This window comes from Rhizobium oryzicola, assembly GCF_030504645.1.
GTDB lineage: Bacteria > Pseudomonadota > Alphaproteobacteria > Rhizobiales > Rhizobiaceae > Neorhizobium > Neorhizobium oryzicola.
Map to the genome: position 1 here is coordinate 93,805 of NZ_JAUKWQ010000006.1, position 12,214 is coordinate 106,018.

The window sequence follows — 12,214 nt, forward strand, 5'->3', positions numbered from 1 at the left end:
TGCGAGAAACTGTCGGATTGAAGACGGGAGATTTTATGCAACGTCATCATTCGCAGGGATCACTCGCGCAACTGGCCGAGGCGCTCTTGCTTGTCTCGCAGGGCAGGCGAGGGCATATCGTTGATATGCTGATTGCCGAGCGCGGCACCCGCATCGTCAACAGTCCGCTTTGGCCGGTCATGCGACCCTTTCTCTACTCCCTGCTGCGCTATGGGCGTGCAATCCGCTTTGCCAACGATGTCCAAGGCCTGTCCGGCTTTCAGTCCTTTCAGCATCTGAGCAATATGCTGCACCTGAATATCCAGGTGCGCGGTGCAGAACGCCTGCCGGAAAAGGGTGGCTTCATTCTCGTCAGCAACCATCCGACGGGCATTGCCGATGGCGTCGCAGTCTTCGACCTTCTCAAGGCGCGCCGTCCGGACATGATGTTCTTTGCCAACCGGGATGCGGTGCGGGTCAATCCGCGTTTTGCGGAAATGATCATTCCCGTCGAGTGGCGCGAACAGTTCAAGACCAAGGACAAGGCGCGGGAAACGCTGCGCCTCACCAATCATGCCGTCGAAACGGGCAAGGTCACGGTGCTGTTTCCCTCGGGCCGCATTGCTTACTGGGCGGAGGGTCGGTTAAACGAGCGGCCCTGGAAGACTTCAGCCGTAGCTCTGTCTCGCAAGTACAATCTGCCGATCTTGCCCATGCATATGAAGGCCCGCAATTCGGGTCTGTTCTACTGGTTTGCCAAATGGTCGACCGAGCTGCGCGACATGACGGTCTTTTACGAACTCCTGAATAAGAAGGGTGACCTCTTCGACTTCACAGTCGGGCAGATGATCCAGCCGGACGAGCTAGAAGGAGAACTCGGCGATGTCACCCGGGCACTGGAAAAACATACGGTGTTCGATCTGGCCTCTGACCCGGATGCTAGGTTCGAGCCGCCTTATCGTTTGCGCAAAGCTGGCTAAGATCAGCTGTCTTCTGCTATCGATTGCTTTTGCGGATGTTTCCTGTCTCTTTTCCGATCGATCATCCAATTCGTTTCTATGTTGAGAGGGTATTCGGTGCATCTATCCGCGCTTGATGCACGTCAGTACCGATCGCTACGGGCAATCCGCATGGAACTCGGTGGCGTCAACGTTTTCGTGGGCGCCAATGGCGTCGGCAAATCCAATCTTTACCGAGCGCTTCAGCTTGTCCAGGCGGCGGTGCGCGGTAGGTTTGCGCGCGAGATTGCTGTCGAGGGCGGAATGAGACAGGCGCTATGGGCTGGCTCTCGGCGGACGCACGAACCGGCGCGTATCGTCTTTTCGGTTGAGCTTGCCGATGATCAAACCGGTGTCGATTTCATCTACCGCATTGAGGCGGGCCTCCGGCCAGCTGCGGCCGCAGCGGGGTTTGCGTTTGAACCGCAGATCAAGGCGGAGGAATTCAGTGTGCGTGTTGGTGCCCGCTCCACCCTTATGATGAAGCGGCAGGGGGCAGGCATCATGCTTCGGGGTGAGCGCGGTCGCATGACCCCCTTCGAAGAAGCCGTGTTGGTCTCGGAGACGGCCATTTCCTTGCTCGCACACGAGGGCACTGCTCCCGAGATTGCAAGCTTCTGTCGCTTTGTGGATCAATGGCGCTTCTTCCACGGTTTTCGCACGGACGCCGATTCTCCATTGCGCCGCCCATGCCTTGCCGTCACATCGCCGCTCCTTGATGAGGATGGGGCGAATCTCGCTGCTGTTTTTGCGACCCTCTCGGTGACGCGCGGCGATACGGTTGATCTCGACAGGGCGGTTGCCGATGCGCTCGGCGGCGCCCGGCTCGTCATTCCCGAGCCTGATGTTGATGCGTCATTCGGCCTTTCGCTCCCTGAGTTTGAGAAGCGCGTGTTTACGGCGCGTGAGCTTTCCGATGGGCAATTGCGCTTCCTTGCTTTGGCAGGGGCTTTGCTCTCCTATCGTCAGCCGCCGTTGATCGCCCTCAATGAGCCGGAGTCGAGTTTGCATCCCGATATGCTGGAACCTCTCGCTGACCTCATTGCACGCGCGGCGGATCGTAGCCAGGTCTGGGTGGTCACCCATTCAGAGCGGCTTGCCGACGCCGTACGGCAACGTTGCGGATTGAGGCCGCTCCGGGTAATCCGGCAGGACGGAGCGACGTGGATCGAAGGCATGCGGGTAACAGGCACCCATCCCGATGATGATGACGGGGAATGATCGGCGGCTTTCCTGTTTCCAATTTGGGCTGAGAAGGGCAATGTCGCCGGAATGAAGCAAGATTCGCTCACCTCTTCCCTGTTTGGTGATCTGCTGGATGCCGTCAAGCCAGGGCACGTCGTGCCCGTTCTGGTGCCATTGCCGGTTCCAGAGGCCTATAGTTATGCCGTGCCTGATGGCATGATGGTTGAACCCGGCTCCGTGGTTCAGGTGCCGCTTGGGCCCCGGCAGGTGCTGGGCGTGGTCTGGGATGGCGAGGATGGTTTCGGCGGCGATCCCAAAAAGCTTCGTCCCATCACGCTCGCCTTCGATTGCCCTCCTCTCTCGAAGGAGATGCGATCCTTCATCGATTGGGTCGCGTCCTATACGCTGTCGCCGCCCGGGCTTGTGGCGCGCATGGCGATCCGCGCCCCGGCAGCGCTGGAGCCGGAACCGATGGTCGAAGCGCTTCGCTATCTTGGCGGCGAGCCCGAGCGGATGACGCCGGCGCGCGCCCGCGTGCTGGATCTCATTCGTGATGAAGTGCCCTTTACCCGAAGCGGCCTTGCCCATGCGGCCGGTGTGTCGCTCAGCGTGGTCGACGGGCTTATCCAGCAAGGCCTGTTCGAGACGATCTTTCTGCCGCCGCCGCCGGTCGTCGCCTTGCCCGATCCAGATTACGTTGCACCCCGCATTGAAGGGCCTCAGAAGCAGGCCGCATCCGAACTCGTGGAAGCAGTCCAGGCGGGTGGCTTTTCGGCCTCCCTGATCGATGGGGTGACGGGGTCCGGCAAGACGGAAGTCTATTTCGAGGCGATCGCCGAGACGCTGCGCCGGGGCAAGCAGGTGTTGATCCTACTGCCCGAAATTGCGCTCACCTCCAGCTTCCTTGAACGCTTCCAGGATCGCTTTGGCGCAAAGCCCGCCGAATGGCATTCCGATCTCGCACCCCGCATGCGCGAAAAGGTCTGGCGCGGTGTGGTGACGGGAGAGGTGCGTGTTGTGGCTGGCGCCCGCTCCGCGCTGTTCCTGCCCTTCGAGGAGCTGGGCCTCATCATCGTCGATGAGGAGCACGACCCCGCCTACAAGCAGGAAGACCGCGTCTTCTATAATGCGCGCGACATGGCCGTGGTGCGCGGCCGCATCGGAGACTTTCCTGTCGTACTGGTATCTGCCACACCGTCCGTCGAAAGCCAGGTGAATGGCCTCAGCGGCCGCTACCACATGGTGCATCTGCCGACGCGCTTTGGCGATGCCGCCATGCCGGACCTGCACCTCATCGATATGCGCCGTCATCCACCGGAGCGCGGCGGCTTTCTGTCCCCGGTCATGCTGCGCGCTGTGAAGAAGACGATCGAGAAGGGGCAGCAGGCGCTGCTGTTTCTCAATCGTCGCGGTTACGCGCCGCTGACGCTTTGCCGTGTCTGCGGTCACCGCTTTCAATGCCCGCAATGTTCGAGCTGGCTGGTGGAGCACCGCTTCAAGGGCCAGATCCAGTGCCATCAATGCGGCTATTCGGAACGGACGCCGGAAGCCTGCCCGGAATGCGGTACGCTCGATCATCTCGTCGCCTGCGGTCCGGGTGTGGAACGCATCGCCGAAGAGGTGGAAAAGCATTTTCCCGATGCCCGCACCATCGTCATGTCCTCGGATCTCTTGGGCGGAGTGAAGCGTATGCGGCTGGAGCTGGAGGCGATTGCGAAGGGTGAAGCCGATATCGTCATTGGCACGCAGCTGGTGGCGAAGGGGCACAACTTCCCCCTGATGACGCTGGTCGGCATTGTCGATGCGGATCTGGGTCTTGCCAACGGTGACCCTCGCGCGGCAGAGCGTACCTTTCAGCTGCTCAGCCAGGTCACGGGACGCGCCGGGCGAACCGGCCTGAAGAGCCACGGCCTATTGCAGACCTATCAGCCGCAACACCCGGTCATGCAGGCGATCGTATCCGGCGATGCCACGGCCTTTTACGAGCGCGAGATCGGCGAGCGGGAAAAGGCGTTGCTGCCGCCCTTTGGGCGACTTGCCTCCATTATCGTTTCCGCGGACGACCGGGGTGAGGCCGAGGGACATGCGCGTGGTCTGCGGGCTGCTGCACCGAAGGCAACTGGCATCTCGGTTCTCGGTCCGGCGGAAGCACCTCTGGCGCTGGTGCGGGGACGCCATCGGTTTCGCCTGCTGGTGCATGGCCGCCGCAATAGTGACATGCAGGGATATCTGCGGACGATGCTGACCAACGGGCCCAAGGTTCGTGGAAGCGTGCATGTGCAGCTGGATGTCGATCCCCAAAGTTTCCTATGAGAATCAGGCACCGGCTGTTATTGCGGCAAAGCTTAATCCTTAAATGCCGATATGCGGGGTCTCTGCGATGGACTTCTATTTTCCGACGGAACTGCCTGAACGAATTGCCTTCATCGCCTCAGCTCTGACGGCGATCATCGGTCTCTTCATTCTGCTTCTGCCGGCCCAGAGCCTGCGGATTGCCGGTTTCTCCGTTGGTGGGATTACGGGAGACGGCTATGGTTCCGTGCGGTCCACCGGCGGCCTTTATCTCGGCCTTGGACTTTGCGCGATCCTGCTGGCGCAAAACTGGACCTATCTGGCTCTCGGTGCTTCCCTGTCGGCTGCGGCCATTGGAAGGTTGCTGTCCATGCTGTTTGATCGGGGTTTGAGCCCGCGAAATTTTGCGCTTTTGCTGCTTCAGGTTGCTCTCGGTGCGCTGCCTCTAGCCTATGTCTTCGGCTATATTCCGTCCGTTGCCGGGTAGCAGCATCACGCTCGACGCACGCAAATGTGAAGCTGGGGCATAAAATCGGTTCAAGCCCTTGCAGATAAGGCGGTTTCCGGGCTCCGGCGTGTTGCGAGTCCCTACATCCTATGCTAGACGAACCGCGAATTTCGGAAAAAGCCTGAATGAAAATTAGGCGCCGAGAAAGAATTAGAAGCAAATTCAAGCGTTTGTGAAGTTCGATAGAACCGAGCGCCTGCTTGGATAAAAATCAGGGAACTTGTGCCCGTGGCAGACACATCCCATCAGACTTCCAGCGTTGCGGATCGCTATGCCGTCTCGCTGTTCGAGCTCGCGCTCGAAGCCAATGCTGTCGATCAGGTGCGTGCAGATCTTGACCGTTTTCAGGCAATGATCGACGAGAGCGCCGATTTGAAGCGTCTTATCTCGAGCCCTGTGTTCTCGTCCGAGGATCAGGCGCGCGCAGTGTCTGCTCTTGCTGACAAGGCTGGCATTCAGGGTCTGGTGGCGAACTTCCTGAAGGTCGTTGCGGGCAACCGCCGCCTGTTTGCGCTGCCGGGCATCATTCGCTCGTTCCGTGAATTCGTTGCTCGCCATCGTGGCGAAGTAACGGCCGAGGTTGTCTCGGCCCATGCGCTGACCTCAGCGCAGGAAGAAGAACTGAAGTCGGCGCTGAAGGGCGTGACCGGCAAGGACGTCGCTGTTGACGTGACTGTCGATCCCTCGATCCTCGGTGGTCTGATCGTCAAGGTCGGCTCCCGTCAGATCGATACGTCTCTCCGCACTAAACTTTCCACCCTTAAGCTTGCACTGAAAGAGGTTGGCTGATGGATATCCGCGCCGCGGAAATTTCCGCAATTCTCAAAGATCAAATCAAGAACTTTGGCCAAGAGGCTGAGGTATCCGAAGTCGGCCAGGTGCTCTCCGTTGGCGACGGTATCGCCCGCGTTTACGGTCTGGACAATGTTCAGGCCGGCGAAATGGTCGAGTTCCCGGGCGGCATCCGTGGCATGGCGCTGAACCTCGAATCCGACAATGTCGGCGTGGTTATCTTCGGCTCCGACCGTGATATTAAGGAAGGCGACACCGTCAAGCGTACGGGTGCCATCGTGGACGTTCCGGTTGGTCCGGAACTGCTTGGCCGCGTTGTCGACGCGCTCGGCAACCCGATCGACGGCAAGGGTCCGATCAATGCTTCACGCCGTTCGCGCGTTGACGTAAAGGCTCCGGGCATCATTCCGCGCAAGTCGGTTCATGAGCCGATGTCGACCGGCCTCAAGGCCATCGATGCCCTCATCCCGGTTGGTCGTGGCCAGCGCGAGCTCGTCATCGGCGACCGTCAGACCGGCAAGACCGCGATCATTCTGGACGCCTTCCTGAACCAGAAGCCGATCCATGAAAATGGTCCGGAAAACGACAAGCTCTTCTGCGTTTACGTGGCTATCGGCCAGAAGCGTTCGACCGTCGCTCAGTTCGTGAAGGTTCTGGAGGAGCGTGGCGCTCTGCAGTACTCGATCGTTGTTGCGGCAACCGCTTCCGATCCGGCTCCGATGCAGTATCTGGCACCGTTTGCCGGCTGCGCCATGGGCGAATACTTCCGCGACAACGGCCAGCATGCCCTGATCGCTTATGACGACCTGTCCAAGCAGGCTGTTGCTTACCGCCAGATGTCGCTCCTTCTTCGTCGTCCGCCGGGCCGCGAAGCTTATCCGGGTGATGTTTTCTATCTGCACTCGCGTCTTCTCGAGCGCGCTGCCAAGCTCTCTGACGAGCGTGGCGCCGGTTCGCTGACGGCTCTGCCGGTTATCGAAACCCAGGGTAACGACGTTTCGGCCTTCATTCCGACCAACGTGATCTCGATCACCGACGGCCAGATCTTCCTCGAAACTGACCTGTTCTATCAGGGTATCCGCCCGGCCGTGAACGTTGGTCTCTCGGTTTCGCGCGTTGGTTCTGCCGCTCAGATCAAGGCCATGAAGCAGGTTGCCGGCTCCATCAAGGGTGAGCTTGCTCAGTACCGCGAAATGGCGGCCTTCGCCCAGTTCGGTTCCGACCTTGACGCCTCCACGCAGCGCCTGCTGAACCGTGGTGCACGCCTGACGGAACTCTTGAAGCAGCCGCAGTTCTCGCCGCTGAAGACGGAAGAGCAGGTTGCGGTGATCTTCGCTGGCGTCAACGGCTACCTCGACAAGCTGCCGGTCGCACAGGTCGGCAAGTTCGAACAGGGCCTGCTGAACTATCTGCGTACTGAAGGCAAGGCTGTACTCGATGCGATCCGCACCGAGAAGCAGCTGTCGGACGATACCCGCGCCAACCTGAAGGCTGCGCTGGAATCCTTCTCCAAGACCTTCGCCTGAGCGGACAAACCCGAGGACCGATAACGGATGCCTTCACTTAAGGATCTGAAAAACCGGATCGCCTCCGTCAAGGCGACGCAGAAGATCACCAAGGCGATGAAAATGGTCGCCGCGGCGAAGCTGCGCCGTGCGCAGGAGGCGGCCGAAGCGGCTCGTCCTTATGCGGAACGGATGAACCGTGTTCTCGCGAGCCTCAGCGCTGCCAATGCCGAAAACGCAGAGGCGCCGCTGCTGCTCAAGGGCACAGGCAAGAATCAGGTTCACCTTCTGATCGTTGCCACTGGCGAACGCGGCCTTGCGGGGGGCTTCAACTCCTCGATCATCCGCATGGCCCGTGACCACGCGCTGAAGCTGATCTCCGAGGGCAAGACCGTCAAGATCCTGACCGTTGGTCGTAAGGGCAATGACATTCTGCGCCGTACGTTCCGCGAAAACATCGTGGACTACGTGACCTTCCGCGAAGTGAAGCAGCTTGGCTTCGTCAACGCGAACGAGGTGGCGCAGAAGGTTCTCGCTCTCTTCAATGCGGGTGAGTTCGACGTCGCGACCCTGTTCTATGCGCGCTTCCAGTCCGTCATCTCGCAGGTGGCGACGGCGCAGCAGATCATTCCGGCCAAGTTCGAAGATGCTGCAGCTGGTTCTTCCGCATCTGCCCTTTACGAATACGAGCCGGGTGAACAGGAAATCCTGGAAGACCTGCTGCCGCGCAACATCGCGGTGCAGATTTTCCGCGCCCTGCTTGAAAACAACGCTTCCTTCTACGGCGCGCAGATGTCCGCTATGGACAACGCAACGCGCAATGCCGGCGAGATGATCAACAAGTTGACGCTGTCCTATAACCGCCAGCGTCAGGCGCAGATCACGAAGGAACTCATCGAAATCATCTCGGGCGCGGAAGCGCTCTGAGGGCCCAGAGAAGAAGGGTAAGACATATGGCTAGAGCAGCGACCCTGAATACCAATTCGACCAGCACGAGCGAGTCCGTTGGTCGCGTGACGCAGGTTATCGGCGCCGTCGTGGACGTTGCCTTCACCGGCGAACTGCCCGCGATCCTGAACGCGCTGGAAACCGACAACAACGGCAACCGCCTCGTTCTGGAAGTGGCACAGCACCTGGGTGAAAACCAGGTTCGTACCATCGCCATGGACTCCACGGAAGGTCTCGTTCGCGGCCAGCCGGTGACCAACACGGGCGCTCCGATCTCTGTTCCGGTTGGCGATGAAACGCTCGGCCGTATCATCAACGTCATCGGCGAGCCGGTTGACGAACTGGGCCCGGTTCCGACGCAGTCGCGCCGGGCCATCCACCAGCCGGCTCCTGAGTATGTCGAGCAGTCGACGGAAGCTCAGATCCTGGTCACGGGCATCAAGGTTGTCGACCTTTTGGCGCCTTACGCCAAGGGTGGTAAGATCGGCCTGTTCGGCGGCGCCGGCGTTGGCAAGACCGTTCTCATCATGGAATTGATCAACAACGTTGCCAAGGCACACGGCGGTTACTCCGTATTCGCCGGCGTTGGTGAGCGTACCCGTGAAGGTAACGACCTTTACCACGAAATGATCGAATCCAAGGTGAATGTGGACCCGCATGAGAACAACGGTTCTGCTGCCGGCTCCAAGTGCGCCCTGGTTTACGGCCAGATGAACGAACCGCCAGGTGCACGCGCACGCGTCGCTCTGACGGGTCTGACGATCGCTGAAGACTTCCGCGACAAGGGCCAGGACGTGCTGTTCTTCGTGGACAATATCTTCCGCTTCACGCAGGCTGGTTCCGAAGTGTCGGCTCTGCTCGGCCGTATTCCGTCTGCCGTTGGTTATCAGCCGACGCTCGCAACGGACATGGGCGCTCTGCAGGAACGCATCACCACCACAACCAAGGGCTCGATCACCTCGGTTCAGGCCATCTACGTTCCGGCCGACGACTTGACCGACCCGGCTCCGGCAACCTCGTTCGCCCACTTGGACGCAACGACGGTTCTGTCGCGCTCGATCGCTGAAAAGGGTATCTACCCGGCCGTTGACCCGCTCGACTCCACCTCGCGTATGCTCGACCCGATGATCATCGGCGAAGAGCACTACGAAGTGGCTCGTAAGGTTCAGTCGACGCTGCAGCGCTACAAGGCCCTGCAGGATATCATCGCCATCCTCGGCATGGACGAACTGTCTGAAGAAGACAAGCAGACGGTTGCCCGCGCCCGTAAGATCGAGCGCTTCCTGTCGCAGCCGTTCCACGTCGCCGAAGTCTTCACCGGTTCCCCGGGCAAGCTCGTCTCGCTCGAAGACACGATCAAGGGCTTCAAGGGCCTCGTCAACGGCGAATACGACCACCTGCCGGAAGCGGCCTTCTACATGGTTGGCTCCATTGAGGAAGCCATGGAAAAGGCAAAGAAGCTGGCAGCAGCTGCCTGATCCTAACGGGATGATACCGCACTCGCGGTGTCATCCCCCTCTTGCATAACGCACTGAAGAAGTGGACCGTCATGGCCAACGCTTTTGATTTTGAACTGGTTTCGCCCGAGCGCCTGCTTCTGTCGGAGAAGGTGACCGAGGTCGTTATTCCGGCGACGCTGGGTGAAATGACTGTGCTCGCGAACCACGCGCCGACCATGACGACAATCAAGTCTGGCCTGGTTACGGTGAGGCTGGCGTCTGGTCAGGTTGCCAAGTATGTCGTGTTCGGCGGTTTCGCTGATATTCTGCCGACTGGCTGCACGCTGCTCGCGGAATCGGCCGTTCCGGAAAGCGAAGCCTCGCGCGATCTGCTCGACAAGAAGATCAAGGACCTGCGCTCCGAGATCGACAATACGCTGAGCGATGATCATCGCACGAAGCTTGAGCATATGCTTGCTGATCTGACCCATCTTGGCGGCACGCTGCCGGCTTGAGGCGAAAGCTAAAGTCTTTCTTGAAAGGCGGCCCTGGCCGCCTTTTTGCATTTTGGTGGTGCGACTAAATTTTGCTGCGTTTGATTTGCCTTCTTTCGCGATAGGACGCTTTCCGTCATCTTCTGATTGCATGGGTCAACGGGAGACGAGATCATGAAGGTTGGAATTGTTGGCGCCGGCATGGTGGGGAGTTCGGCCGGTTACGCGCTGGCCTTGACGGGTATTGCCAGTGAGATTGTGCTGGTTGATATGCACGAGGCACTGGCGCGTGCCCAGGCCGAAGACATTGCCCATGCAACACCCTTTCATTCCGCAACGAAGGTGACGGCCGGTTCCTATGCAGACCTCGCGGGCTCTTCAGTGGTGATCATCGCAGCCGGTGTCAACCAGAAGCCGGGAGAGGATCGCCTGGCGCTTCTGGAGCGCAATGCCCAGGTCTTCAAGCAGGTTGTCGGCGCGATCCTGGCTGTCGTGCCGAACCCGATCCTGCTGATTGCATCCAACCCGGTGGATATCATGACGGATATTGCGACGCGCATTTCCGGTCTTTCGCCGCAGCGGGTGATTGGCTCCGGCACCATTCTTGATACGGCTCGCTTCCGCAGCCTGCTCGGACGCCATCTCGGCATATCCTCGCAATCCGTTCATGCCTATGTGTTGGGTGAACATGGGGATAGCGAGGTGCTGACCTGGTCGAATGCCCGCGCTGGCTCGCTCGCCGTTTCCGATTTTGCAGCACAAACGGGCAAGCCGATCACGAAGGAAATCCGCGCTGAGATCGACGATAATGTTCGCAATGCCGCCTACCGCATCATTGAAGGCAAGGGCTCAACCTATTACGGGATCGGCGCCGGCTTGGCGCGTATCATCAAGGCAATCGCGCTGGATCAGCGCGCTGTGTTGTCCGTTTCGATCGTTACGCCTGCTGTCGAAGGTGTCGAGCACGTGGCACTCTCTGTTCCGCGGGTGATTGGTGCGCAAGGCGTCATGACCGATCTCTTTCCGGAACTGGATGATGCGGAACATGCAGCACTAAAACGCAGTGCTCTGCTTCTCAAGGAGAAGGCAAGTGCCGTAAGGTTGTGACGGCATAAGCATCGAGGCGAATTTAGGTGATCGACAAGCTGGAATTCTTCATCGCACTGGCGCGTGCCGGACATTTCGGGCGTGCGGCGGAAGAGTGCGGCATTTCCCAGCCCTCGCTCTCGGCGGCCATCCGCCAGCTGGAGGACCAGTTGGGTGTGGTTCTGGTCGTGCGCGGTTCACGCTATCAGGGCCTGACGCCGGAGGGTCAGCGCGTGCTGGAATGGGCACGACGCATCGTGTCAGACACCCGCACCATGCGCGAAGAGATGCGCGCCGCCCGTAAAGGTCTGGCCGGGCATATCCGGATTGCCGTTATTCCGACCGCGCTTGCCATGGTGCCGCGGCTGACCGAACCTTTTCAGGCGCGCCATCCGGCGGTGACATTTTCCGTGACCTCGCGCACCTCGCTGCAGGTGCTCAGCCAGTTGGAAAATCTGGAGATCGACGCCGGCATTACCTACCTCGACAATGAGCCCTTGGGTCGGGTGACCACTGTGCCGCTTTATTCCGAGCGCTACCACCTCATCGCGGCCGCCGGAACGCCACTCGCTGATCAGGAATCCGTCACGTGGAAGGATGTTTCCTCTCTTAGGCTTTGCCTATTGACGGCGGATATGCAGAACCGCCGCATCATCAACAAGCATATGGCGGAAGCAGGGGTGTGGGCAAAGCCTACGCTTGAATCCAATTCCATGATCGTGTTGTTTTCGCATATTCGCACGGGGCAGTGGGCATCCATCATGCCGCGTAACGTTGCGGAATCCTTCGGGTTTCCAGAGGAGATCCGCATGATACCGATCACGGAACCCGACGCGGAGCACCTGGTTGGACTGGTGGCAACTCATCGCGAACCACACACCCCCCTTGTATCGGCACTGCTTCACGAGGCCAGATTGCGCGTTGCTGCATCCGCCTTTGATAGAAATATCCTATCAAGCGACGGAAAGCCGATATTGACGTAAGTCGC

11 protein-coding genes are annotated in these 12,214 nt (G+C 59.7%); all 11 read left to right on the top strand.

Annotated features, from left to right (window positions below; translation table 11 throughout):
• Window positions 1–35: 35 nt before the first annotated feature.
• The 11 genes from Q2T52_RS18300 to Q2T52_RS18350 all read left to right on the top strand — a co-directional run bounded on the left by Q2T52_RS18300 (window position 36) and on the right by Q2T52_RS18350 (window position 12,209).
• Window positions 36–959: a GNAT family N-acetyltransferase gene (locus Q2T52_RS18300; protein WP_302078261.1), complete on the top strand. Its 924-nt coding sequence runs from the start codon at window positions 36–38 to the stop codon at window positions 957–959.
• Window positions 960–1,055: 96 nt separating this feature from the next.
• The gene (locus Q2T52_RS18305; RefSeq protein ID WP_302078262.1) at window positions 1,056–2,198 is read left to right on the top strand and encodes an AAA family ATPase; all 1,143 of its coding nucleotides are present in this window, start codon (window positions 1,056–1,058) and stop codon (window positions 2,196–2,198) included.
• Window positions 2,199–2,249: 51 nt separating this feature from the next.
• The gene (locus Q2T52_RS18310) at window positions 2,250–4,475 is read left to right on the top strand and encodes a primosomal protein N' (protein ID WP_302078263.1); all 2,226 of its coding nucleotides are present in this window, start codon (window positions 2,250–2,252) and stop codon (window positions 4,473–4,475) included.
• Between the two features lie 67 nt (window positions 4,476–4,542).
• Entirely contained in the window at window positions 4,543–4,941 is a 399-nt protein-coding gene (locus Q2T52_RS18315; protein WP_302078264.1) for an AGROH133_08824 family phage infection protein, read from the top strand.
• Between the two features lie 243 nt (window positions 4,942–5,184).
• The gene (locus Q2T52_RS18320) at window positions 5,185–5,751 is read left to right on the top strand and encodes a F0F1 ATP synthase subunit delta (protein WP_302078265.1); all 567 of its coding nucleotides are present in this window, start codon (window positions 5,185–5,187) and stop codon (window positions 5,749–5,751) included.
• The gene (gene atpA, locus Q2T52_RS18325; RefSeq protein WP_302078266.1) at window positions 5,751–7,280 is read left to right on the top strand and encodes a F0F1 ATP synthase subunit alpha; all 1,530 of its coding nucleotides are present in this window, start codon (window positions 5,751–5,753) and stop codon (window positions 7,278–7,280) included. The genes Q2T52_RS18320 and atpA overlap by 1 nt, the downstream gene beginning before the upstream one ends.
• Window positions 7,281–7,307: 27 nt before the next feature.
• On the top strand, window positions 7,308–8,186 hold the full coding sequence (locus Q2T52_RS18330; RefSeq protein WP_302078268.1) for a F0F1 ATP synthase subunit gamma: 879 nt from the start codon (window positions 7,308–7,310) through the stop codon (window positions 8,184–8,186).
• 26 nt (window positions 8,187–8,212) lie between these two features.
• Window positions 8,213–9,685, top strand: coding sequence for a F0F1 ATP synthase subunit beta (atpD, locus tag Q2T52_RS18335; protein ID WP_302078269.1), 1,473 nt, complete (start codon window positions 8,213–8,215; stop codon window positions 9,683–9,685).
• Between the two features lie 71 nt (window positions 9,686–9,756).
• On the top strand, window positions 9,757–10,161 hold the full coding sequence (locus tag Q2T52_RS18340) for a F0F1 ATP synthase subunit epsilon (RefSeq protein WP_302078270.1): 405 nt from the start codon (window positions 9,757–9,759) through the stop codon (window positions 10,159–10,161).
• Between the two features lie 153 nt (window positions 10,162–10,314).
• Window positions 10,315–11,247, top strand: a complete 933-nt coding sequence (locus Q2T52_RS18345; RefSeq protein ID WP_302078271.1) for an L-lactate dehydrogenase — start codon at window positions 10,315–10,317, stop codon at window positions 11,245–11,247.
• 26 nt (window positions 11,248–11,273) lie between these two features.
• On the top strand, window positions 11,274–12,209 hold the full coding sequence (locus Q2T52_RS18350) for a LysR family transcriptional regulator (protein WP_302078272.1): 936 nt from the start codon (window positions 11,274–11,276) through the stop codon (window positions 12,207–12,209).
• Window positions 12,210–12,214 lie beyond the last annotated feature (5 nt).

What these genes read in the sequence shown, in the direction of transcription:
- Q2T52_RS18300 (WP_302078261.1), top strand. Translation starts at nt 36, where the DNA reads ATGCAACGTCATCATTCGCAGGGATCACTCGCGCAACTGGCCGAGGCG.
- Q2T52_RS18310 (WP_302078263.1), top strand. Translation starts at nt 2,250, where the DNA reads ATGAAGCAAGATTCGCTCACCTCTTCCCTGTTTGGTGATCTGCTGGAT.
- Q2T52_RS18315 (WP_302078264.1), top strand. Translation starts at nt 4,543, where the DNA reads ATGGACTTCTATTTTCCGACGGAACTGCCTGAACGAATTGCCTTCATC.
- atpA (WP_302078266.1), top strand. Translation starts at nt 5,751, where the DNA reads ATGGATATCCGCGCCGCGGAAATTTCCGCAATTCTCAAAGATCAAATC.
- Q2T52_RS18330 (WP_302078268.1), top strand. Translation starts at nt 7,308, where the DNA reads ATGCCTTCACTTAAGGATCTGAAAAACCGGATCGCCTCCGTCAAGGCG.
- atpD (WP_302078269.1), top strand. Translation starts at nt 8,213, where the DNA reads ATGGCTAGAGCAGCGACCCTGAATACCAATTCGACCAGCACGAGCGAG.
- Q2T52_RS18340 (WP_302078270.1), top strand. Translation starts at nt 9,757, where the DNA reads ATGGCCAACGCTTTTGATTTTGAACTGGTTTCGCCCGAGCGCCTGCTT.
- Q2T52_RS18345 (WP_302078271.1), top strand. Translation starts at nt 10,315, where the DNA reads ATGAAGGTTGGAATTGTTGGCGCCGGCATGGTGGGGAGTTCGGCCGGT.